Here is a 22843-nt window from a genome sequence, read left to right on the forward strand (position 1 = left end):
CCCTTGCCCGCACGGGGCGCCAGGGTTAAGGGAGCGCGCCAAGGTCGCGCGTGACCGCCCGAAAGGCCCCCGCCCATGGCAGACATCACCTCCCCCCAGCCCATCCGCATCGCCGAGGCCTACGCCTTTGACGATGTTCTGCTGTTGCCGGCCTATTCCACGGTCCTGCCCAGCCAGACGGACACCCGCACGCGGATGACGCGCGAGATCGCGCTGAACATCCCCCTGATCTCGGCGGCGATGGACACGGTGACCGAGGCGCCGATGGCGATCGCGATGGCCCAGCGGGGCGGCATCGGCGTCATCCACAAGAACCTGACGCCCGAGGAACAGGCCGAGCAGGTGCGCCGCGTGAAGCGCTTCGAGAGCGGCATGGTGGTGAACCCCGTCATGGTCCATCCGGACCAGACGCTGGCCGAATTGCTGGCATTGAAGGCCCAGCACCGCATCAGCGGCTTCCCGGTGGTGGAGCCCGGCACCAACCGCCTGGTCGGCATCATCACCAACCGCGACATGCGCTTCGCCACCGACCCCAAGCAGCGCGTCTATGAGCTGATGACGCGCGAACGCCTGGTCACCGCCCATCCCGGCGTCACGGCCGAACAGGCGCGCACCCTGCTGCACAGCCGCCGCCTGGAAAAGCTGCTGGTGGTGGATGAGCAGGGCCGCTGCGTCGGCCTCATCACCGTCAAGGACATGGACAAGGCCGAGGCCCACCCCGCCGCGGTGAAGGACGCGCTGGGCCGTCTGCGCGCCGCCGCCGCCACCGGCGTGGGCGAGGATGGCTTCAAGCGCGCCGAGCTGCTGGTGGGGGCCGAGGCCGATGTCGTCATCGTGGACACCGCCCATGGCCATTCGGGCGGCGTGCTGAAGGCCATCGAGCGCATCAAGCGCCTGTCCAACACCGTGCAGGTGGTGGCGGGCAATGTGGCCACGCCCGAGGGCGCGCTGGCGCTGATCGAGGCGGGCGCGGACGCGGTGAAGATCGGCATCGGGCCCGGCTCCATCTGCACCACGCGCATCGTGGCCGGCGTGGGCGTGCCGCAGCTGACCGCCGTACTGGAATGCGCGGCGGCCGCGAAGGAACAGGGCGTGCCGGCCATCGCCGATGGCGGCATCCGCAATTCGGGCGACATCGCCAAGGCCATCGCCGCCGGCGCCGAATGCGTGATGATGGGCAGCCTCTTCGCCGGGACCGATGAAGCGCCGGGCGAGGTCTTCCTCTACCAGGGCCGCAGCTACAAATCCTATCGCGGCATGGGCTCGCTGGGCGCCATGGCGCGCGGTTCCGCCGACCGCTACTTCCAGGCCGAGGTGCAGGACACGCTGAAGCTCGTCCCCGAGGGCGTCGAGGGCCAGGTGGGCTACAAGGGGCCGGTCGGGCCGGTCATCCACCAGCTGGTGGGCGGGTTGAAGGCGGCCATGGGCTATACGGGCTCCGCCACCATCCCCGACCTGCAGAAGAATGCCCGCTTCCGCCGCATCACCAATGCCGGGCTGCGCGAAAGCCATGTGCACGACGTGGCGGTGACGCGCGAGGCCCCCAACTACCGCGCCGATGGCTGACCCCCTTCCGTGACCCCCGAAGGCCGGCACGCCGCCGCCATTGACCTGCTGCACGCGGTGCTGGACCAGCCCCGCCGCCCGGCCGATGCCATCGCCGCGGACTTCTTCCGTGCGCGGCGCTATATCGGCGGCAGCGATCGCCGCTTCATCTCGGACCTCGCCTGGGGGGTGCTGCGGCAGCGGCTGCGCCTGGAATGGTGGCTGGCCGAGGTTGGCGCCCGCATCACGCCGCGCCTGCTGGTGCTGGCGCATCTCATCCTGGTGGAAGGGCTGAAGCCCAACGAGGCCGGGCGCCGCTTCGAGGGCGGGCGCTATGGCGCCGGCAGCCTCGATGTGGGCGAGGTGGGCGTGGCCCAGGCGCTGGTGGGCAAGCCGCTGGCCGGCAAATCCATGCCCGAGGCGCCGCGGCTGAACCTGCCCGAATGGGCCTATCCCGGCCTGCAAGCCCGGTTTGGCGCCACCCTGGCCGAGGAGGCCGCGGCGCTGGAGGCCAATGCCCCCCTCGACCTGCGCGCCAACCGGCTGCGCTGCGACCGCGACGCGGCCCTGGCCGCCCTCCGCGCCGAGGGGCTGAAGCCCGAGCCCATGCGCTTCTCGCCCGACGGGCTGCGCCTGCCCCACCGCGCGCCCATCGCGGCCAGCCCCGCCTATCTCCAGGGGCTGATCGAGGTGCAGGATGAGGGCAGCCAGCTCATCGCCGCCCTGGTCGCCGCGCGGCCAGGGATGCGGGTGCTGGATTATTGCGCGGGGGCGGCGGGCAAGACGCTCGCCATCGCGGCCGACATGCAGAACCAGGGCCGGATCACCGCCTGCGACGTCTCCGCCCCGCGACTCGAGGGGGCGATGAAGCGGCTGCGGCGCGCGGGCGTCCACAACGCCGAGACCCATCTGCTGACGCCCGGTGACCGCTTCGCCAAGCGCCGCGCCGGCACCTTCGACCGTGTGCTGGTGGATGCCCCCTGCACGGGCACCGGCACTTGGCGCCGCAACCCCGATGCGCGCAGCCGGACCACGGCCGAGGACCTCGCCGAACTCGTCATCAAGCAGCGTGAAATTCTTGCAATCTCGGCCCAGCTGGTGAAGCCTGGGGGTAGGCTCATCTACGCGACATGCTCGCTGCTGCCCGAGGAGGATGACATGCAGGTCCAGCATCTGCTCGACGCCCGGCCCGAGTTCCGTGCGGTCCCCCTCGCCCAGGCCTGGGCCGAGGCCGGGCTGCCGGGGGATGCCCCCTGCCCCGGCCCGCATCTGCTGCTCTCCCCCGCCGCGCATGGCACGGACGGCTTCTTCTGCGCCGTGCTCACGCGCGCGGCCTGACGGGCGGCGCAGGCGATGGTCACCATCCGGCGCGCCCGCCCGGGTGACGCGCAGGGCATGGCCCTGGTGCACCTGGCCTGCTGGCGCGGGACCTATGCCGGCATCCTGCCCGATGACTACCTGGCGGGAATCTCGGTGTCGCAGGAGGCCGCGCAATACGAACGCGCCATGATGCTGCGCCGGGGCGGCCATGCGGGTTTCGTGGCGGTGGCGGATGGCAACGAGGCCGCTGGCTCGGGCGTGGTGGGCTTCGCCACCGGTGGCCTCGCCCGGCGCGAGGGGCTGGCCGAGGGTGAGATCGAGACGCTCTATCTCCTGGAGGATTTCCGCGAGCGCGGCATCGGGCGGCGGCTCATGCGCGCCACCGCCTCGCACCTGGCTTCGCTCGGCGCGCAATCGGCCTTCGCCTGGGTGCTGGAGGGCAACCCGTCCCGCTGGTTCTACGAAAGGCTGGGGGCGCGGCTTGTGGCGCGGGAGGGGCTGAACTTCGGCGGGACCCCCGTCCAGCAGCTCGCCTATGCCTGGGACCCCATCCACACCCTGCTGACGGCGACCGCCACGACCAAGCTGCCGCGCTGACCCGCGACGCGGCGGCTTGAGCGGCGCGGGGAAAAATGGTCCAAGCGGCCATGAGCCAGCACGACCGCATCCTTATCCTCGATTTCGGCAGCCAGGTGACGCAGCTGATCGCGCGCCGCCTGCGTGAATCCGGCGTCTATTGCGAGATCTGGCCCTTCAACGCCGCCCCGGAGGCGCGAATCCGGGAATTCGCGCCGAAGGGCATCATCCTCTCCGGCGGCCCGGCCAGCGTGAACGAGGGCGAAAGCCCCCGCCCCCCGGCCGAGGTCTTCGAGATGGGCCTGCCGCTGATGGGCATCTGCTACGGGCAGCAGGCCATGGCGCATCATCTGGGCGGGCTGGTCGAGGGCTCCGACCACAAGGAATTCGGCCGCGCCTTCGTGGATGTGACGGGCGAATGCGCCATCACCAAGGGCATCTGGGCGCCCGGCGCGCGCGAACAGGTCTGGATGAGCCATGGCGACCGCATCACGAAGCTGCCGCCCGGCTTCCGCGTGGTGGCCAGCAGCGAAGGCGCGCCCTTCGCCGTCATCGCCGACGATGCCCGCCGCTTCTACGGCACCATGTTCCACCCGGAGGTGGTCCACACCCCGCATGGCGCCCAGCTCCTGCAGAACTTTGCCCAGGGCGTCTGCGGCTGCCGCGGCGACTGGACCATGGGCGCCTATCGCGCCGAGGCGGTGGCCCGGATTCGCGCCCAGGTGGGGAATGGCCGGGTGATCTGCGGGCTTTCGGGCGGCGTCGATTCCTCGGTGGCGGCGGTGCTGATCCATGAGGCGATCGGCGACCAACTCACCTGCATCTATGTGGACCACGGCCTCATGCGCGCGAACGAAAGCGCGCAGGTGGTGGCCACCTTCCGCGACCGCTTCAACATCAAGCTGGTGCACCGCGACGCTTCGGACCTGTTCCTCGGCCAGCTTTCCGGCGTCACGGACCCGGAGGTGAAGCGCAAGACCATCGGCCGCCTCTTCATCGAGGTCTTCGAGGAGGAGCAGAATAAGGTTGGCGGCGCGGATTTCCTCGCCCAGGGCACGCTCTACCCGGATGTGATCGAGAGCATCTCGGCCACCGGCGGCCCCTCGGTCACCATCAAATCGCACCACAATGTGGGCGGGCTGCCGGCCGGCATGCGCATGAAGCTGGTGGAGCCGCTGCGTGACCTGTTCAAGGACGAGGTGCGGGCGCTGGGCCGTGAACTGGGCATGCCCGAGGAGATCGTGGGCCGGCACCCCTTCCCCGGGCCTGGCCTCGCCATCCGCATTCCGGGCGAGGTGACGCGGGAGAAGGCGGACATCCTGCGGAAGGTGGACAGCATCTTCCTGGAGGAGATCCGCGCGGCGGGCCTCTATGACGCCATCTGGCAGGCCTTCGCCGTGCTGCTGCCGGTGCGGACCGTGGGCGTGATGGGCGATGGCCGCACCTATGACAGCGCCTGCGCGCTGCGCGCCGTGACCAGCACGGATGGCATGACGGCGGATGTCTATCCCTTCGACATGTCCTTCCTGACACGCGTCTCCAACCGCATCGTGAACGAGGTGCGGGGCGTGAACCGCGTGACCTATGACATCACGAGCAAGCCGCCGGGGACGATCGAGTGGGAGTAGGCCTCAGGCAGGCCAGAACTCCAGCTGGATCACATCGGGTTCGACGGGCCGGCTGTCGTCGCGGCTGCCCTCGAACTCCATCCAGCTGATCCGCACCATCACCTCGCTCGCCGGCAGGGCGAAGAAGGGGCCGCAGGGCAGCACATCCGGCGCCGAGGGGCTGGTCAGGGTGAAGGTGCGGTAGGGAAACCGCGCCCGCACCGTCTCGACGCGCGTCCAGGCCCGGCCGCTCATGGGCTCCTTGTCGGAAGGCACGGGCTGCGAAGCATGGATGGCGATGCGGATGTGCTGTTGCAGGCCGTCATGGGTGTAGATGACGAGGCCGCTCTGGGGCACATGCAGGCGGCGACGTTCCATCTCGGGCGTGAGGGTCACGGGCGGGCTGAAGCCGGCATCCTCCGTGTCAATGACGTGGAATTGCCCATGATCCGATTGCCAGGCGAAATTCGCGCGTCCCAGCAGCGCCATTGCGCCTGATCCTTCTCCAATCGGCCGTGGCTTTCAAAATATCATAGAAATGAATGAATGCCATCGCGCGGGGAACGGAAACCACCCGCCCCCTTCGCCGGTTCTCCCCTTGTCCGCGCCCGTCGCGGCCATCACAGGAGGAACCCCACCATGGCCCAGAAAAAGCAGGACCATCAGCCCGATCCCGCCCTGGCCGAGCCCAAATTCACCGGCGTCCCGCGCCAGGAGCCCAACCCCTCGCCCGGAATTGCCCGCCACTTCTCGCAGGAGCATGACCGGGTGGCGGAAGCCGGCCGCCTCGGCGGCAAGCCGGGGGCGGAAACCCCCGACAAGACGCGCGGCTGAGGCGCGTGGGCGGCGGGGCTGATGGCCTCGTCGCCGCCATCATTCATATCCCATCATGAAGCTTCGCCATGGACTTAGCGGAGAAACTCATGAACTCGGATGTGAAACACCGGCTGGCCGGCCTGGCCTGCATCCTGGCCGGCGCGGCCATCTCCTGGCCCACCATCTTTGAGCGCATCCAGCTCGCCCAACAGGGCGTAGCCTCGATCAGGACCTGGTCCGTCGCCTCCGCCCTGGTGGGGCCTCTCATCATCATCGGTGTGACACTGATCATCCTGGGCGCGCGGACCGAGCCCATGACGCGCGACGCGGAGAGGAAGCGGTTCAGGCCCCTGGGTGCCGTGATCGGGCTCGCATGCCTGCTGGCGGCACTGGGTGGCATGCTGGGCACCATGTATGTGCTGCGCTCCTACGGGTATCGCTGAGAGTGTTCGAGAACGCCGGCGGGCCTTTCCGGGCCCTGATGCGCGACATGGGTCGCGACGGCGGTCTTTCATGCGGGAGAAGCCCATCTTCCGCATCTTCCGGCGCCCGCTTCCCAGAGGCCCTCCGAGCCCGCCAACCTCGCATCCAGCGCAGTCGGGGCATTTGCAGGATCGCCGCATTCCCACGCCTTCATCCGCCATTCACTTCCAATAAAATAAAAAAATAAAATGCGTTTTAAATAATAACCACCGAAAACCGCCAAGCTTACGGTGGTGTCCAGTCACCGTTAATCTCTTTACATATTTCATCACGGTTCATGAAGGAACTATACCAATTCTGACTGGTTGATCTCATGTCCGCCGCTGAGGCGGGCCAGATCAACTGGAGGAATACATTATGGCTGACCAGAAGAGCGAACGCGGCTTCGCCGCGATGGATGACGACAAGCAGCGTGAGATCGCCTCCAAGGGCGGGCAGAGCGTGCCGGCCGAGAAGCGCAGCTTCTCGCAGGACCCTGAACTGGCCGCGGAAGCCGGCCGCAAGGGTGGGCAGAGCGTGGCGCCCGGGGATCGGTCCTTCTCGAAGGACCATGCGCTGGCCGCCGAGGCCGGGCGCAAGGGCGGCCAGGCCAGCCATTCCGGCGGCAACCAGTCGGGCGGCAACCAGTCCGGCGGTGGCGATGGCTCCAAGTCGGGCGGCGGCAACTTCGCCCAGGACCGCGAGCGCGCCGCCGAGGCCGGGCGCAAGGGCGGTCAGGCCAGCCATGGTGGTGGCCGCGGCAGCTGATCTCCGGATCAGTGGAACGGATCTGGGCGCGGGGCCATGCCTCGCGCCCATTTCTATGGGTTGCGGCGCCGGATGGCCTCGGTCAGCGCCACGGCGAAGCCCACCCAGAGCAGGTAGGGCAGCATCAGCCCCGCGGCCCAGGCGCTGACCGGCCAGAACAGCACCACGCAGGCCAGGATGGACAGCCACAGCAGGGCGGCCAGCGCCACCGCGCCGCCCAGCGAACGCAGCCCCATGAAGACGACGGGCCAGGCCAGGTTCAGCGCCATCTGCGCGGTCCAGGCGGCCATCTCGGCCCCCCAGCCCACGCGGCGCCAGACCAGCCAGCCCGCCAGCAGGATCATGGGGTAGAGCACGCCCCAGACCACGGGCACCGCCCAATCCGGTGGCTTCCAGCCGGGCTTGCGCAGCCCGGCATACCACTGGGCCCGGTTCACCCGTTCACCACCGTCCCGCCATTGGGGTGCAGCACCTGGCCCGTCATGTAGGAGGAGCGCAGCGGGTCGGCGAGGAAGAGATAGCAGGGCGCCACCTCATCCGGCTGGCCCGGACGGTCCAGCGGAACGCCCGAACCATGCTCGGAGGTGCGCTCCTCGCCAAAGGAGGAAGGGATCAGCGGCGTCCAGATCGGGCCCGGCGCCACGCCGTTCACGCGGATCTGCCGGTCCTCCCACAGCGCCAGCGCCAGGCTGCGCGTGAAGCCAACGATCGCGCCCTTGGTCGAGGCATAGTCCACCAGCTGCGGACTGCCCTTATAGGCCGTGACCGAGGTGGAGTTGATGATGGCCGAGCCCTTGGGCATGTGCGGCAGCACCGCCTTGGTCAGCCAGAACATGCCCAGGATGTTGGTGCGGAAGGTGCGGTCCACCTGGCCCACCGGGATTTCGGCGAAGTCGTCGCAGGGGTGCTGCTCGGCCGCGTTGTTCACCAGGATGTCCACCTGGCCGCCCAGGAACTCCACCGCCTCCGCCGCCGCGCGGGCGCAGAATTGCGGGTCGCCGATGTCGCCCGCGATGGCGTGGCCGCGGCCGCCGGCCTCGACGATGTGGCGCAGGGTCTCGGCGGCGTCCTCGTGCTCCTCCTTGTGGAGGATGACCACATCGGCCCCCTCCTTGGCGAAGCCGATGGCGACGGCCCGGCCGATGCCGGAATCACCCCCGCTGATGATGGCGGTCTTGCCCGCCAGCGCGTCGCCGCCGGGCCAGTCCTCCATGAAGCTGCGCGGGCGCGGCGTCATCTCGGCCTCGCTGCCGGGCTGGTGGTCCTGATGCTGGGGGGTTGCTTGGCCATGGGAATGCTCCGGGTGTGCAACGGCAACGCCGGACGCAGAAGCCGGTTTCACGACACCCCCGAAAGGCGTCATGCTTCCACACCACAAAGGGCGAGGACGTGGCCATTGATCACGCTGCACGGCATCCGCAACTGCGACACGGTGAAGAAGGCGCGGGCCTGGCTGGACCAGGCGGGCGTCGCCCACCGCTTCCATGACTTCAAGACGGATGGGCTGCCCCCTGCCCTGCTCGACGCCTGGGTGAAGGAGCTGGGCTGGGAGGCGCTGCTGAACCGCGCCGGCACCACCTTCCGCAAGCTGCCCGAGGCGGAGCGCACCGACCTCGACGAGGCGCGCGCCGTGAAGCTGATGCTGGCCCAGCCCTCGATGGTGAAGCGGCCCGTGCTGGACCTGGGCGACCGTCGGCTGCTGGGCTTCAAGCCCGAGCTTTACGCGACGGCACTCGGACCCAGGTGAAGGTCAGCGGAAGGGAGGACGCCATGGAACAAGGCAAACCGCGCCACGAGGTCAGCATCGCGGGCCGATTCGTGGGCTTCAGCATCATCGGCACCACCGTCATCTTCATCATCTTCCTCGAGAAATTCGGCGCGCCCCACTACCAGCCCTGGATCAAGTGGATGCTGCTGGGCGCGCTGGTGGCGGGGGTGGGCATCCCGCTGCTCTTCTTCCGGCGCCGCGTGGAGTGACGGCTTGACAGGTGCGGGGGCAGCGCATCGCATGGCATTCTTCATTGCCCTGTCGAGAGCCCCTTCATGCAACGCCGCGCCCTGCTCGCCTCCCCCTTCCTTGCCCTGCCCGCGGGGGCGGCGCTGGCCCAGCCCAACCGCCCGCTGACGGTCGGCATGGCCGGCATCCCGACCGGGATGGACCCGCATTTCCACAGCACCAACAACAACAACGCGCTGCTGGGCCAGATCTTCGAGACGCTGGTCCTCATGCACACCGATGGCAGCCTGCGCCCCCGCCTCGCGGAATCCTGGCGGGTGATGGATGACCTGACCTGGGAGTTCAAGCTGCGTTCCGGCGTGCGCTTCCACGACGGCACGCCCTTCGAACCCGAGGACATCGCCTTCAGCTTCGAGCGCGTGCCCCAGGTGCCCAACTCGCCCGGCCCCTTCACCCCCATGGTCCGCAGCGTGCGCCGCGTCGAGGTGGTGGACCCCGTAACGGTGCGCTTCCACACCAGCGCGCCCACGCCCTTCTTCCCGCGCGACATCATCGCGATCCATATCCTCTCGCGCCGCATCCATGCGAACGCGACGCTGGCCGACTTCAACGCGGGCCGCGGCATGATCGGCACCGGGCCGTATAAGTTCGTCTCCTACGCCCAGGGCGAGCGGCTGGAGGTGGAGCGCAACCCCGACTACTGGGGCGACCCCGCCCCCTGGCCGCGCGCCGTCTTCCGCTTCCTGACCAATGCCGGCGCGCGCAGCGCGGCGCTGCTGGCGGGCGATGTGGACCTGATCGACAACGTCCCCTTCCAGGACATCCCGCGCTTCAACAACGACCCGCGCATCGCGCTGTTCAGCGTGGACAGCGTCACCACCAGCTACATCATGCCCGACACGGTGCGCGAACCCGCGCCGCACATGTTCAACCGCGCGGGGCAGCCGCTGGAGCGCAACCCCCTGCGCGACGTGCGGGTGCGCCAGGCGCTCAGCCTCGCCATTCCGCGCCAGGGCATCGTGGAGCGGCTGTTCCAGGGCCAGGGGCGGCCGGCCAACCAGTTCGCCGCCCCCTCCCTGCCCGACCGCGTGCCGGACCTGCCGGAGATGGCCTATGACGTGAACCGCGCCCGCGCCCTGCTGCGCGAGGCGGGCTGGGGCGAGGGCTTCCGCCTCACCATCCATGGCCCCAATGGCTGGATCCCGGGCGATGCGGACCTGCTGCAGGCGGTGGCCCAGGGCTGGACGCGCGCGGGCATCGAGACGCGGGTGGAGGTGCTGCCACCGGCCAATTTCTACAGCCGCGCGACGGCCCGCGAATTCTCCGTGATCTTCGCGACCTTCACCACCAGCACCGCCGCCAACATGATGCGCCAGGTGGCCATGACGCGGGACCCGGCGACGGGTGTCGGCCCCTTCAACCGCCTGCTCTATTCCAACGCCGAGGTGGATCGTCCGCTGGAGGAAGCGCTGCGGACCATGGACGAGGCGCGCCGCACCGCGCTGACCCAGCAGGCCATGCGGGCGCTGACGGCGGATCTCGGCATCATCCCGGTGCACTACCTGCGGAACAATTGGGCGGGGCTGCGGAACCGGGTGCGGTATGATCCCTCGCCCCTTTTCTACACCAACGCCATCCTGGCCACCCCGGCCTGAACAGGACCCGTCCCATGGCTGACCCCGTGATCCTCCAGCGCCTCTCCGAAGCGGTGGAGGCGGGCTTCGACGAGCAGGTGCGCTTCCTGGCCGAGATCGTCCGCCACCCCTCGCTGCGCGGGCGCGAGGGGCCCCTGCAGGACCACATCGCCCGCTGGTTCGCGCAGCGCGGCTATGTGGTGGACCGCTTCTCCATCGCCGACGTGCCGCTGAAGGACCACCCTAAGGCGAGCCCCATGGTGGAGGTGGACCCTGCCCTCTCCATGCAGGTGGTGGCGACGAAGCGGGCCGAGCCCGCCACGGGCCGCAGCCTGATCATCCAGGGCCACATCGACGTGGTGCCCGAGGGCCCGCACGAGATGTGGAGCCACCCGCCCTACGCCGCCGCCATCCATGATGGCTGGATGTATGGCCGCGGCGCGCATGACATGAAGGCGGGCGTGGCGGCCATGTGCTTCGCCATGGAAGCGGTGACGCGCGCGGGCTACGCCCCCTGCGGCGACGTGTATCTCCAGACCGTGACGGAGGAGGAGAGCACCGGCAATGGCGCGCTGGCGACCCTGCTGCGCGGCTACCGCGCCGATGCCTGCCTGATCCCGGAGCCCACCGGCGGCACCATCACCCGCGCGCACACCGGCACGCTGTGGTTCCGCATCCGCGTGCGGGGCGTGCCCGTGCATGTGGCCGTGGCGCAGACGGGCAGCAACGCGATCATGAGCGCCTATCACCTCATCCAGGCGCTGTATGACCACACGGCGGCGGTGAACGAGGCCGCGAAATCCCACCCCTGGTACAAGGACGTGCCGGACCCGGTGAAGTTCAACCCGGGCATCATCCGCGGGGGCGACTGGGCCAGTTCGACGCCGGCCTGGTGCGAGGTGGATTGCCGCATCGGCCTGCTGCCCGGCACCGACGTGGCCGAGGCCCGCGCGGGGGTGGAGCGCGCCGTGGCGGCCGCGGCGCGGTCCAACAACTTCCTGGCCAACAACCCGCCCGAGATCCTCTGGCACGGCTTCCTGGCCGATGGCTATGTGCTGGAACCCGGCACAGAGGCCGAGGCCGTGCTGGCCGACGCCCACCGCCAGGCCTTTGGCGAGGACATGCCGGCCCGCATCACGACGGCGGTGAACGACACGCGCTTCTACGGGCTGTATTTCGACATCCCGGCGCTGTGCTACGGCCCCAAGGGCGAGGGCGCCCACGCCTTCGACGAGCGGACGAACCTGGCGCACCTGAAGACCACGACGCTCGCCATGGCCACCTTCATCGCGGATTGGTGCGGGGTGAAGCCCATCGCATGACGGCGAGCGCGCTGGACCTCACGCTGCTGCGCCACGCCTTCGCCCTGGCCGGCGAAGCGCGGGCGCGGGGCGACCGGCCCTTCGCGGCGGTGATCGCGGGGCCGGACGGCACGGTGCTGGCCGAGGGCATGTCCACCCAGGGCGCGGGCGGCGGCGGCACCCTGGCCCATTCCGAGATGAATGCCTGCGGGGCGGTGATCGCGGCGGGCATTCCGCGTGAGAGGCTGCGCGCCGCCACCATCTATTCCAGCGGGGAACCCTGCGCCATGTGCGCGGCGGCCATCTTCTACACCGGCATCGGGCGGGTGGTGTACGGACTTTCGGCGGGCGCCATCCTGCACCTGCGGAATGCGAAGCCCGAGAATGCGGGCCTCTCGCTCTCCTGTCGCGCGGTGCTGGAGAGCGCGGCCCAACCCGTCACGGTGCTGGGCCCCCTGTTGGAAGACGAGGGCGCCCTCCCCCACCAGGGCTACTGGACGGGCTGACGCCCCGACCAGAGGATGGAAGCGCGCGCCAGGGCCGCCACCGTGTCCACCACCGGGAATTCCAACGCCGGGCCGGCCGCGATGCCGAGCGGGATTTCGGTGCAGCCGAGCACCACGGCCTTCGCGCCGCGCGCACGGAGCAGGCGGGCGGCTTCGGCCAGGGGGGCGTAGGCCGCATCCACGCGGTTGGCCTTCACGGCGCCGATGGCGGGGGTGACGAGGCGGGCCATTTCCTCCTCGGAGGGCGTCAGGCAGTCGAAGCCAATCCGCTCCTGATAGAGCCGCATGGCGAGCGTGCCGGCCGTGCCCATCAGCCCGATGGGGCCCTCGCTCACGCCCTGGCGCAGCAGGTCGGCTCGCGCCGCGTCCACGATGTGCAGGATGGGAAGCGCCGTCTGCGCCGACATGGCCTCGAACCAGCCATGTGCCGTGTTGCAGGGAATGGCGATGGCGCCGGCGCCGGCCGCCTCCAGCCCACGGATGCCTCGCATCAGGGCGGGCAGCGGGTCCTCGCCGCCCGCGAGCCGCGCCGCGGTGCGGTTGGGCACGCGCGGGTCGGACCAGAGGATGGTGGGGATATGGTCCTGATCGTCCTCGGCAGGCGTCAGCAAAGTGAGCTGCCGCATGAAGTCGGCCGAGGCCAGCGGTCCCATGCCGCCCAGCACGCCCAGGATTTGTGTCATCGAAGCCCCTCATAGACCAGCTGGCAGCCGGTCACGAACAACAGCACATGGATGATGCGGTAGAAGAGCTTGTCATCCACCCGCGCGGAAAGCCAGACGCCGAGCTTGATTCCAATGGGCGCCAGCGGCAGCAGGACCAGGCTGGTCAGCACGTTCTGCACGGACAGCGCGCCCAGGAAGAAATACGGCACCAGCTTCACGTAGTTGATGCTGGCGAAGAAGAAGACAGTGGTGGCGGCCAGCCGGGCGCGCTCCAGCCGCAGCGGGTAGAGATAGACGGCCAGCGGCGGCCCGCCCGCATGGGCGATGAAGCTGGTGAAGCCCGAGACACCGCCCCAGAAATTGCCCTTGGCGTGGTTCGTCTCGGCCGGCTTGCGGCTGGCCCCCGCCCGCTCCAGCCAAAGGCTGCGCGCGATGAAAGCCAGCGTGATGAGGCCGATGATGAGCTTCACCGCGGCATCGGACAACGCGCCGAACACCAGGCTGCCCGCCCCGATGCCCACCATCGCCCCTGGCAGGGTGGCGCGCAGCTGCGCCCAGTCCCAGCGCCCCCACCAGGCGCGCAGCGCCGAGATGTCCATCGCGCACAGCACCGGCAGCGCGATGCCCGCCGCCTGGGGTGCCGGGATGGCCAGCGACATGAGCGGCACGGCAGCATTCCCCGCCCCCGAGGCGAAGCCGCCCTTGCTGATGCCCGTCAGCAGGAAGGCCGGGATGGCGAGCGCGTAGAACCAGGGATCGGTGATGAGCAAGGCGGGCGACCTCAGCCGGGAGGGATGCCCCCTTATGGGCCGGAGCGGCGGCCTGGGGAATGCGCCGGCGGCGCGTGTCGCGGTGCCGTCGCGCGGCCTCTGCTCAATCCTTGTCCAGCGGGGCGCCATCCCAGCCCTCGGCGCGGGCGGGGAGTTCCATGAAGTTGGCCGCGGCGGCGGCACGGGCCATCAGGGCGCGCAGGGCAGGATTTTGGTCCCCGCCTTCGTCCATCAGCGCGTCCATGGGGCAGTAGAATTCATGGGCATGGGCGGTCTGTGAGGACACGAAGCCCATGTAGTGCTGCGGCCGCAGGGCGAAGAGCACCCGCGCATCGCGCACCGGCAGGATGAGCGGCGCGCGCGGCTCATGGTTGATGGTGCGGATCAGCCGCCAGCGCGGGATGGCGCTGCCGGGTCGGATGGGCTGCATCAGCCAGTCCACCGGGCACACGGCCAGCAGGGAGCCCGTGGAGGGCGCGAAGCGCGAACGCTTGTCCAGCAGATTCTGATAGGTGCTGCACGCCTCGATGCAGAGGATGTCCACATAGGGCTCGTCCGGGCGGGGGCTGAAATGGAGGTAGAGCCCATCCGGCAAGGTCTTGAGCTGCTTGGAACCCGGCAGCTTCAGATAGGGTTGATGGACGGTGCAGGCGCTGTCGGGGCGCGCCTTCAGCCAGGTTCCCGGCTGCTTGAGCGAGGGCTCGATGCCGGGCGGGCGCTGGGGCCAGCGGTCCAGGCATTCCCGCACCTTCCGGTCCAACACGGGCCCCTTCACGACAGGAAGAATTTCACCCATGGATTGTGCTCCCAATTCCGACCACGCCGTGGGTTGATTTTAATCATAGGTTAAATGTCACACGCAAAGGAGTTTTTGGGTTTGGTTGAAATTTTTCTTGCGCCACAACCGCGCGCGGTGGGTGACATGCCGGAATTTCAGCGGACTACAGGAATTTTCTCTCACACATTCTGAACGCATTCAAAACAAGCTGCGCTCAGCAGCGCGCCGCGTCCAGAATATGGAAGCCCACGCCCACCTGGTCCTGCCAATGTTCCGTCCGCAGGTAGCCGCAAAGATTCAATGCCGCGCCAGGGGAATCCAGCGCCGCGGCAAGGGGTCCATCCCCCGCGCGGAAGCACACGGCCTTGAGCCGCCCGCCATCCTCGCCCTGAAGGAAGGTGCGGATGGTGGTCCCTTCCCGCCCCACACGGCTCGCCTTCACCACGCGCGCGCGGGTCAGGGCCAGCACGGGTTCGTCATGGCCCGCGCCGAAGGGGCCGAGGCTCGCCACGGATTGCGCCAGATCGAGCGTGGCGCCGCGCACTGTCAGCGCGCCGTCCAGCACCATGGGCGCCACGTCCGGCAGGTTGCGCGCCGGCGCCAGCGCCTCGTCCAGAAGGGTGTGCAGCGCGGGCAGGTGCCTGGCCTCGATGGTGAAGCCCGCCGCCATGGCGTGTCCGCCGCCCGCCAGCAGCAGCCCCGCCTGCCGCGCCGCGATCACGGCCGCGCCCAGGTCGAAGCCCGGCACCGAGCGGCCCGAACCCTTCGCCACGCCCTCCGCCACGCCGGCCACGCAGGCCGGGCGGTTGAAGCGTTCCCGCACGCGCCCCGCCACGATGCCGACCACGCCCGGGTGCCAGCCCTCGCCATGCAGCAGCAGCACGGCGTGGCCCGCCTCGCGCTGCGCCTCGGCCTGGCGCATGGCGGAAGCCAGCACGCCCGCCTCCACCTCCTGGCGTTCGCGGTTCACGGAATCCAGCCGCTCGGCCATGGCGCGGGCGGTGATGGGGTCGGATTCCGTCAGCAGGCGCAGGCCGAGATCAGGTGCCGCGATCCGCCCGCCCGCATTGATGCGCGGGCCCAGCACGAAGCCCAGCGTGTGCGCGCTGGGCGCATCCCGCGCGGCCGCGAGGTCCAGCAGCGCGGCCATCCCGGCGCGTTCCCGTCGCGCCAGCACGCGCAGGCCCTGCACCACCAGCGCGCGGTTTACGCCCACCAGCGGCACCACGTCGCAGACCGTGGCAAGCGCCACGAGATCGAGCAACAGGCGCAGATCGGGCTCCGGCCGCGCCGCGAAGAAGCCGCGCCTTCGCAATTCGCGCTGGATCGCGACCACGGCCAGGAAAGCGACCCCCGCCGCGCAAAGCTGCCGCAGGCCCGAGGGGCAGTCGAAGCGGTTCGGGTTCACCGCCGCCACCACACGCGGCGGCGCGCCATCGCTCTTGTGGTGGTCCAGCACCACCACATCGGCCTGGCCGGCGGCGACGGCCAGCGCCTCATGCGCCGCGATGCCGCAATCCACGCAGATGATGAGTTGCGCCCCCGCCGCCACCAGCCGGGCGATGGCGGGGCCGTTCGGCCCATAGCCCTCGGCCAGACGGTCAGGCACGTAGTGTGTGGCCACCACGCCCCATTGGCGTAGCGCGTGCAGCATGATGGCGCCCGAACAGGCGCCGTCCACGTCGTAATCGGCATAGACGGCCACGCGCTCGCCCCGCGCCACCGCATCGGCGATGCGCGCCGCGGCCGCATCCATGTCCAGCAGCACCGAGGGGTCGGGCAGCAGGGCGCGAAGGGTGGGGTTGAGGAAGTCCTGCGCGGCGTCGAGGCCCACGCCCCGCGCCGCCATCAGCCGCCCGATCAGCTCGGGCAGGCCCAGGCGCTGGGACAGCCCGGCCGCGATCCGCCCCTCATATGGGCGCCAATACCAGGCCCGCCCGCTCAGGCTGCGCTCGACCCCGAGCGCGGTCTCCATCAGAAGATGGGCTTCACGCGGAAATTGTGGTGGCCTTCCACATAGCGCACCGTGCCGGACTTGCTGCGCATCACGATGGAATGCGTGGTCGCCCCGCCCGCGAAGAAGCGCACCCCGCGCAGCAGCGGCCCGGTGGTGACGCCGGTGGCGGCGAACATCACATCGCCCTTGGCCATCTCTTCCATGGAATATTTGGCGTGGACGTCGGTGATGCCCATCTCCCGCGCGCGCTCGATCTGGGTGTCGTCCTCATAGATGAGGCGCCCCTGCATCTGCCCGCCGATGCAGCGCAGCGCCGCCGCCGCCAGCACGCCCTCCGGCGCGCCGCCCCAGCCCAGATACATGTCCACGCCCGCCTCGGGCTGGGCCACGGCCAGCACGCCGAACACGTCGCCATCCGGGATCAGCATGAGGCGGGCGCCGGCCGCGCGGCAGGCCTTGATGATGTCCTTGTGGCGGTCGCGGTCCAGGATGCAGACGGTGAGGTCGCCCACCTCCGCGCCCTTGGCCTTGGCGAGCGCGCGCAGGTTCTCCTCGGGGCTGCGGTCCAGATCCACGACGCCCTCCGGCAGGCCGGGGCCGACCGCGATCTTGTCCATGTAGACATCGGGGGCGTGCAGGAAGCCGCCGCGCCCGGCCAGCGCCACCACGGCCATGGCATTGGGGCCGCCCTTGGCCGTGGTGCTGGTGCCCTCCAGCGGGTCCACCGCGATGTCGGCGCGCATGCCGCCGCCCGAGCGGGCGTAGAGCCCCACCTTCTCGCCGATATAGAGCATCGGCGCCTCGTCCATCTCGCCCTCGCCGATGACGACGGTGCCGTCAATGGCCACGCTGTCGAAGGCCGCGCGCATGGCTTCCACCGCCGCGCCATCGGCCGCGTTCTTGTCGCCCTTGCCGACCCAGCGGCTGGCCGAAAGAGCGGCGGCCTCGGTCACGCGCACCAGCTCCAGCGCCAGGTTGCGGTCCACCTGCATCATGGGCTTGGCTTCGGTCTCGCTCATTGGTCGTTCCTCCGGGGGTGGACGCTCACAGCGCCTCGATGCGGATCATGGCGGGGGGTTCCACCACGGTGGGAAGGGCGGCGAGGCGGGCAAGCGCCTGGCTCATCTGCGCCTCCTCGCATTCATGGGTGACGAGGACGACGGGCACGGCCTCGCCCGGCGCGCGGCCGCGCTGGAGCATGGATTCGAGGCTGATGCGCGCATCGCGCAGCACCGCCGTCACGTCCGCGATCACGCCCGGCTGGTCCAGCACCATCAGCCGCAGGTAATAGGCGCCGCGATGCGCCGCCATGGGCAAGGCGGGCGAGGCGTCGAGCGTGTCCGACGCCGCCCCCCAGAGCGGTGCGGCACGTCCGCGCGCGAGGTCAATGAGGTCCGCCACCACCGCGCTGGCCGTGGGGCCGGCGCCGGCGCCGCGGCCTTGCAGCACCACGCGGCCCACCGCGTCGCCCTCGGCGAGCACGGCGTTGAACACGCCTTCGACCGCGGCCAGCGGGCTCGCTTCCGGCACCATGCAGGGGTGGACGCGGGCGGTCACGCCGCCCTGCTCGCGCGAGGCGATGCCCAGCAGCTTGATGCGGTAGCCGAGTTCGCCCGCCAGCGCGATGTCGAGTGCGGAGACGTGGCGGATGCCCTCGATGTGCAGCGCGTCCAGGTCCACCGGCCGTCCGAAGGCGAGCGCGGCCAGGATGGCCAGCTTGTGCGCCGCATCCACGCCGTCAATGTCGAAGCCCGGATCGGCCTCGGCATAGCCGAGTTCCTGCGCGGTCTTGAGCACGGTGGCGAAGGGCAGGCCCTTCACGCGCATCTCGGTCAGGATGTAGTTGCAGGTGCCGTTCAGGATGCCGGCCACACGGGTGATGCGGTTGGCGGCCAGGCCTTCGCGCAGGGCCTTGATGGCGGGGATGCCGCCGGCCACCGCGGCCTCATAGGCCATGGTCGCGCCCGTCTTCTCCACCAGCCGCGCCAGCGCCACGCCATGGGTGGCCAGCAGCGCCTTGTTGGCCGTGACAACGGGCCGCCCGGCGGCGAGCGACGCCTCGACCAGCGCACGGGCCGGGCCTTCCGAGCCGCCCATCACCTCGACCACCGCATCCAGCCCAGGCGTCGTGGCTAGCGCCACGGGATCCTCATGCCAGGCGAGGCCGTCCAGCGACACGCCACGGTCCCGCCCGCGATCCCGCGCGGAGACGGACACCACTTCGATGGGCCGGCCGGCGCGGGCCGCGATCAGCCCCGCATTGGCGCGCAGCAGGGAGATCACGCCGGCGCCGACGGTGCCGAGCCCCGCCACGCCAAGTTTGAGGGGAGACGTCATGCCTTGATCTGTTCCTCGACGGGGGCTGCATTGTCCCCCTGCAAAAAAGTCCGGATGCCGCGCAGCGCCTGACGGATGCGCTGGCTGTTCTCGACGAGGGCGATGCGGACATGCCCGTCGCCATGCTCGCCGAAGCCCACGCCGGGGGCCACGGCCACCTTGGCCTTTTCCAGCAGCAGCTTGGAGAAGCCGACCGAGCCCAGGTCACGGAAGCGCTCGGGGATCGGCGCCCAGAGGAACATGGAGCCCTCGCAGGGGGGCACGTCCCAGCCGGCCTGTTGCAGCCCCTTCACCAGCACGTCGCGCCGCTCGCGGTACAGCGCCCGCATCTCCGCCACGCAATCCTGCGGGCCGTTCAGCGCGGCGGCGGCCGCGACCTGGATGGGCGTGAAGGCGCCATAGTCCAGATAGGACTTCACCCGCGCCAGCGCCGAGATCAGCCGCGGGTTGCCCGCCGCGAAGCCCATGCGCCAGCCCGGCATGTTGTAGGTCTTGGAGAGGCTGGTGAACTCCACCGTGCAATCCATCGCCCCCGGGATTTCCAGCACGGAGGGCGGCGGGTTCGCCTCGTCGAAATAGAGTTCCGCGTAGGCCAGGTCGCTCAGGATGAACAGCTCGTGTTGGCGGGCGATCCGCACCAGCTCCTTGTAGAATTCGCGGCTGGCCAGCAGCGCCGTCGGATTCGAGGGGAAGTTCACGATCAGCGCGGTGGGCTTGGGCACGGAATGCTTCACCGCGCGGGTGATGGCCTCCAACATCGCGTCATCGGGCGTGTAGGGAATGCTGCGCGCGGTCGCGCCCGCGATGATGAAGCCGAACTGATGGATGGGATAGGACGGGTTGGGCACCAGGATGGTGTCGCCCGGCGAGGTGATGGCCTGGGCGAGGTTCGCCAGCCCCTCCTTGGAGCCGAGCGTGGCGACGACCTCCGTCTCCGGGTCCAGCTTCACGCCGAAGCGGCGGGCGTAGTAGCCGGCCAGCGCCTTGCGCAGCCCGGGGATGCCCTTGGACATGGAATAGCGGTGGCTGCGCGGATCCTGCACCGTCTCGACCAGCTTGGCCACGATATGCGCGGGCGTCGGGCTGTCGGGGTTGCCCATGCCGAGGTCCACGATGTCCTCCGCGGCGGCCCGGGCCTTGGCCTTGGCGGTGTTCACCTCGGCGAAGACATAGGGCGGCAGGCGGCGGATGCGGTGGAATTCCTCGGCCATGGGTGGCCACTCCTCGGTCGGGCGGGCGCTTGGCCTGCCGGGCTAGGCCCGCGGGCGCGGGCCATTGGCGGTTGATGATGGGGCGGGTGTAGCGGAGTCGTGGCAGTGCGTCATCCGCCCCGCAGGTTCGGCGGCGGCGGGGGCGCCAGAAGCTCCGGCGCGGGCGGCGGCGGCAGGGCGCCGGGTTCCGGCTGGGGCAGCGGCGGCAGGGCAGGCTCGGGCGCCGCGCCGCGCGCGGGGCCCCAGGGCACGCCCGGCGCGCGCACCAGGCGCGGCGGCGGCGGCGGGCCGGCCGGAATGGGCGGGTTGCCCGGCGAGGCGGAGGCGGCGCGGGGCGCATCGGGCCGACCGTCGGGCAGCGGGGCGGCGGCGGCGTCGCGCGTGCCCTCCAGCCCGCGCAGGATGGCGTTGCGCGTGGCGAGGTCCGGCCGGTTGGGCACGGGCGGCACGCTGGCGAGGTTGGGCGTGGGCTGGTCGAGGCCTGGGGGCGGTAGCCGCGCGTCCAGGCTGGCCCCCGTCGCGTCCCGCCACAGGGAGATGGGGTTGCCGCGCTCGGGCAGGGCGCCGCAGCCAGGCAGCAGCAGCGCCAGCAGGGCGAGCCCCGGCAGGGCTTGGGCAGGCATGGTCTGGCGCGGCACGCGTTGTCCCCTCCGACGTCTCCCGCCTGGATAAAGCAGATCGCCGCCCGCCGGAATGCACCGCGAAACTCGCGCGGCGCGTGGAAAGGGCCTATTCTGCGCGCAAGACGACGGTCCCGGCCACGGGACCCCGCCCATAGGACCTCGAATGACCGAAAAGCCCGGCGACCCGATGCCAGACTTCCGCCTGCCCGACCCCCGCCTCGTCACCCGCACCATGGCCGAGGTGGCCGAGCGCAGCCAGCGCATCGTGGGCGACTTCCTGAAGCGCCAGGCCGAGACCGACGCCAACCCGGACCCGCTGAACATCGGCGGCGCCTTCATGGAGATGACGAGCCGCCTCATGGCCAACCCGGCCAAGCTGATGGAGGCGCAGCTCGGCTTCTGGCAGGACTACATCACGCTCTGGTCCCACACCGCGCGGCGCATGATGGGCGGCGACCCCGGCCCCGTCATCGAGGAACCGCGCGGCGACCGCCGCTTCAAGGACGATGCCTGGCGCGAGAACGAGGTGTTCGACTTCATCCGCCAGTCCTATTTGCTGGCGGCGCGTTACTTCACCACGGCCGTCAACAGCGCCGATGGGCTGGACGAGAAGACCGCGCAGAAGGTGGATTTCTACACACGGCAATTCGTGGACGCGATGAGCCCCGCGAACTTCGTCCTGACCAATCCCGAGGTGCTGCGCCGCACGGCCGAGACGGGCGGGACCAACCTGCTCAAGGGCCTGTCCAACCTCCTGGCCGACCTGGAGCGCGGCAAGGGCAAGCTGCGCATCCGCATGACGGATGACAGCAAGTTCCGCGTGGGCGAGAACATCGCCGTCACCCCGGGCCAGGTCGTCTTCCAGAACGACCTGATGCAGCTGATCCAGTACAACCCCACCACCGAGACGGTGCTGAAGCGCCCGCTCGTGATCTTCCCGCCCTGGATCAACAAGTTCTACATCCTGGACCTGCGGCCCAAGAACAGCTTCATCCGCTGGGCGGTGGACCAGGGGCACACGGTCTTCGTCGCCTCCTGGGTGAACCCCGACGAGAGCCTGGCCGACAAGGGCTTCGACGACTACATGCGCGAGGGCGTGCTGGCGGCATTGGACGCCATCGAGGCCGCGACGGGTGAGCGCGAGGTGAACGCCATCGGCTATTGCCTGGGCGGGACGCTGTTGGCGACCACCCTCGCCCACATGGCCGTGCGGCGCGACAACCGCATCAAATCCGCCACCTATTTCGTGACGCTGACGGATTTCGCGCAGCCCGGCGAACTCGGCGTCTTCATTGACGAGGAGCAGCTGACGGCGCTCGAAGGCAAGATGGACAAGCGCGGCTTCCTGGATGGCCGCGAGATGGCCACCACCTTCAACATGCTGCGCGCCAACGACCTGATCTGGTCCTTCGTGGTGAACAACTACCTGATGGGCCAGGACCCCTTCCCCTTCGACCTGCTCTACTGGAACGACGACAGCACGCGCATGCCGGCCAGGATGCACAGCTTCTACCTGCGCCGGATGTACCAGCAGAATGACCTCATCAAGCCGAACGTGCTGGAACTGCTCGGCACCAAGATCGACCTGCGCAAGATCAAGGTGCCGACCTACATGATCTCGACGCGCGAGGACCACATCGCGCCCTGGAAGAGCACCTACCGCGCCACCCAGGTCTATGGCGGCAAGGTGCGCTTCGTCCTCGCGGCGTCCGGCCATATCGCCGGCGTGGTGAACCCGCCCGATTCCGGCAAGTACAGCCACTGGATCAACGAGGACCTGCCGCCCGACCCCGAGGCCTGGCTGGCCGGTGCCACGGAGCTGGCCGGAAGCTGGTGGCCGGACTGGCACCGCTGGGCCAGCGCCATGGACAACACGCAGGTGCCCGCGCGCAAGCCGGGCGATGGGCAGCTCAAGCCCATCGAGGCCGCGCCTGGCAGCTATGTGCGGGTGATGGCGGTGGACTGAAGGGGCTGCGCGGCCGATTCACGCCCCGGCTGCGCCGGGACGAT

At 69.9% G+C, this 22843-nt stretch carries 24 protein-coding genes; 13 read left to right on the forward strand and 11 right to left on the reverse strand.

Features of this window, described 5'->3' with window-relative positions:
* Positions 1-75: 75 nt before the first annotated feature.
* Genes guaB through guaA form a run of 4 tightly spaced genes read left to right on the forward strand, consistent with a single transcriptional unit; the run spans position 76 to position 5069 of the window.
* Complete coding sequence (gene guaB / locus ICW72_RS02580; protein WP_191084798.1) at positions 76-1566, forward strand: IMP dehydrogenase; 1491 nt, start codon at positions 76-78, stop codon at positions 1564-1566.
* Between the two features lie 9 nt (positions 1567-1575).
* On the forward strand, positions 1576-2883 hold the full coding sequence (locus ICW72_RS02585) for an RsmB/NOP family class I SAM-dependent RNA methyltransferase (RefSeq protein WP_191084799.1): 1308 nt from the start codon (positions 1576-1578) through the stop codon (positions 2881-2883).
* Positions 2884-2898: 15 nt separating this feature from the next.
* Positions 2899-3462, forward strand: coding sequence for a GNAT family N-acetyltransferase (locus ICW72_RS02590; RefSeq protein WP_191084800.1), 564 nt, complete (start codon positions 2899-2901; stop codon positions 3460-3462).
* A gap of 50 nt (positions 3463-3512) precedes the next feature.
* The gene (gene guaA / locus ICW72_RS02595) at positions 3513-5069 is read left to right on the forward strand and encodes a glutamine-hydrolyzing GMP synthase (RefSeq protein WP_223880770.1); all 1557 of its coding nucleotides are present in this window, start codon (positions 3513-3515) and stop codon (positions 5067-5069) included.
* Between the two features lie 3 nt (positions 5070-5072).
* On the opposite strand, the gene ICW72_RS02600 is transcribed toward guaA, so the two are convergent.
* Positions 5073-5537 (reverse strand): hypothetical protein, encoded by a 465-nt coding sequence (locus tag ICW72_RS02600; RefSeq protein WP_191084801.1) that lies wholly within the window; start codon positions 5535-5537, stop codon positions 5073-5075.
* A 150-nt stretch (positions 5538-5687) separates the two neighbouring features.
* Here ICW72_RS02600 and ICW72_RS02605 point away from each other — a divergent pair, with 150 nt between their 5' ends.
* The 3 genes from ICW72_RS02605 (at position 5688) to ICW72_RS02615 (ending at position 7094) form a co-directional block, all read left to right on the forward strand.
* Positions 5688-5882 (forward strand): hypothetical protein, encoded by a 195-nt coding sequence (locus ICW72_RS02605; protein WP_191084802.1) that lies wholly within the window; start codon positions 5688-5690, stop codon positions 5880-5882.
* Between the two features lie 89 nt (positions 5883-5971).
* On the forward strand, positions 5972-6307 hold the full coding sequence (locus ICW72_RS02610; RefSeq protein ID WP_191084803.1) for a hypothetical protein: 336 nt from the start codon (positions 5972-5974) through the stop codon (positions 6305-6307).
* A 397-nt stretch (positions 6308-6704) separates the two neighbouring features.
* Complete coding sequence (locus tag ICW72_RS02615; RefSeq protein ID WP_191084804.1) at positions 6705-7094, forward strand: con-10 family general stress protein; 390 nt, start codon at positions 6705-6707, stop codon at positions 7092-7094.
* A 53-nt stretch (positions 7095-7147) separates the two neighbouring features.
* Here ICW72_RS02615 and ICW72_RS02620 read toward each other — a convergent pair whose 3' ends face one another.
* Both ICW72_RS02620 and ICW72_RS02625 read right to left on the reverse strand, forming a co-directional pair.
* Entirely contained in the window at positions 7148-7531 is a 384-nt protein-coding gene (locus ICW72_RS02620; RefSeq protein WP_191084805.1) for a TspO/MBR family protein, read from the reverse strand.
* On the reverse strand, positions 7528-8331 hold the full coding sequence (locus ICW72_RS02625; RefSeq protein ID WP_223880771.1) for an SDR family oxidoreductase: 804 nt from the start codon (positions 8329-8331) through the stop codon (positions 7528-7530). Before ICW72_RS02625 ends, ICW72_RS02620 begins: the two co-directional genes overlap by 4 nt.
* A 159-nt stretch (positions 8332-8490) precedes the next feature.
* On the opposite strand from ICW72_RS02625, the gene ICW72_RS02630 reads away from it, so the two are divergent.
* From ICW72_RS02630 to ICW72_RS02650, 5 genes are all read left to right on the forward strand, one after another.
* Positions 8491-8841, forward strand: coding sequence for an ArsC family reductase (locus ICW72_RS02630; RefSeq protein ID WP_223880772.1), 351 nt, complete (start codon positions 8491-8493; stop codon positions 8839-8841).
* A gap of 23 nt (positions 8842-8864) precedes the next feature.
* Positions 8865-9071, forward strand: a complete 207-nt coding sequence (locus tag ICW72_RS02635) for a hypothetical protein (protein ID WP_191084808.1) — start codon at positions 8865-8867, stop codon at positions 9069-9071.
* A gap of 66 nt (positions 9072-9137) precedes the next feature.
* Complete coding sequence (locus ICW72_RS02640) at positions 9138-10706, forward strand: ABC transporter substrate-binding protein (RefSeq protein WP_191084809.1); 1569 nt, start codon at positions 9138-9140, stop codon at positions 10704-10706.
* A 14-nt stretch (positions 10707-10720) separates the two neighbouring features.
* Positions 10721-12007, forward strand: coding sequence for an ArgE/DapE family deacylase (locus tag ICW72_RS02645; protein WP_191084810.1), 1287 nt, complete (start codon positions 10721-10723; stop codon positions 12005-12007).
* Positions 12004-12492 carry a nucleoside deaminase gene (locus tag ICW72_RS02650; protein WP_191084811.1) on the forward strand — a complete coding sequence of 163 codons (489 nt, stop codon included), beginning with the start codon at positions 12004-12006 and terminating at the stop codon, positions 12490-12492. The genes ICW72_RS02645 and ICW72_RS02650 overlap by 4 nt, the downstream gene beginning before the upstream one ends.
* On the opposite strand, the gene cuyB is transcribed toward ICW72_RS02650, so the two are convergent.
* The 8 genes from cuyB to ICW72_RS02690 all read right to left on the reverse strand — a co-directional run bounded on the left by cuyB (position 12477) and on the right by ICW72_RS02690 (position 20833).
* Positions 12477-13175 (reverse strand): cysteate racemase, encoded by a 699-nt coding sequence (gene cuyB / locus ICW72_RS02655; RefSeq protein WP_191084812.1) that lies wholly within the window; start codon positions 13173-13175, stop codon positions 12477-12479. The two genes, ICW72_RS02650 and cuyB, sit on opposite strands and share 16 nt — an antisense overlap.
* Positions 13172-13927: a sulfite exporter TauE/SafE family protein gene (locus ICW72_RS02660; protein ID WP_223880773.1), complete on the reverse strand. Its 756-nt coding sequence runs from the start codon at positions 13925-13927 to the stop codon at positions 13172-13174. The genes cuyB and ICW72_RS02660 overlap by 4 nt, the downstream gene beginning before the upstream one ends.
* 103 nt (positions 13928-14030) lie before the next feature.
* The gene (locus ICW72_RS02665; RefSeq protein ID WP_191084814.1) at positions 14031-14723 is read right to left on the reverse strand and encodes a hypothetical protein; all 693 of its coding nucleotides are present in this window, start codon (positions 14721-14723) and stop codon (positions 14031-14033) included.
* A 196-nt stretch (positions 14724-14919) separates the two neighbouring features.
* Positions 14920-16680, reverse strand: coding sequence for a single-stranded-DNA-specific exonuclease RecJ (gene recJ / locus ICW72_RS02670; RefSeq protein ID WP_191084815.1), 1761 nt, complete (start codon positions 16678-16680; stop codon positions 14920-14922).
* Positions 16680-17681, reverse strand: a complete 1002-nt coding sequence (gene glpX, locus ICW72_RS02675; protein WP_223880774.1) for a class II fructose-bisphosphatase — start codon at positions 17679-17681, stop codon at positions 16680-16682. Before glpX ends, recJ begins: the two co-directional genes overlap by 1 nt.
* A gap of 25 nt (positions 17682-17706) precedes the next feature.
* A complete protein-coding gene (locus tag ICW72_RS02680; RefSeq protein ID WP_191084816.1) occupies positions 17707-18999 on the reverse strand; it encodes a homoserine dehydrogenase in 1293 nt (430 codons plus the stop codon).
* On the reverse strand, positions 18996-20210 hold the full coding sequence (locus ICW72_RS02685; RefSeq protein ID WP_191084817.1) for an LL-diaminopimelate aminotransferase: 1215 nt from the start codon (positions 20208-20210) through the stop codon (positions 18996-18998). Before ICW72_RS02685 ends, ICW72_RS02680 begins: the two co-directional genes overlap by 4 nt.
* A 110-nt stretch (positions 20211-20320) precedes the next feature.
* Positions 20321-20833, reverse strand: coding sequence for a hypothetical protein (locus tag ICW72_RS02690; RefSeq protein WP_191084818.1), 513 nt, complete (start codon positions 20831-20833; stop codon positions 20321-20323).
* Between the two features lie 163 nt (positions 20834-20996).
* Between ICW72_RS02690 and ICW72_RS02695 the strand changes: the two genes are divergently transcribed.
* A complete protein-coding gene (locus tag ICW72_RS02695; RefSeq protein WP_191084819.1) occupies positions 20997-22799 on the forward strand; it encodes a PHA/PHB synthase family protein in 1803 nt (600 codons plus the stop codon).
* The last annotated feature ends 44 nt before the right edge of the window (positions 22800-22843 follow it).

The sequence above is a fragment of the Roseococcus microcysteis genome (genome assembly GCF_014764365.1).
Classification (GTDB): Bacteria; Pseudomonadota; Alphaproteobacteria; order Acetobacterales; family Acetobacteraceae; genus Roseococcus; species Roseococcus microcysteis.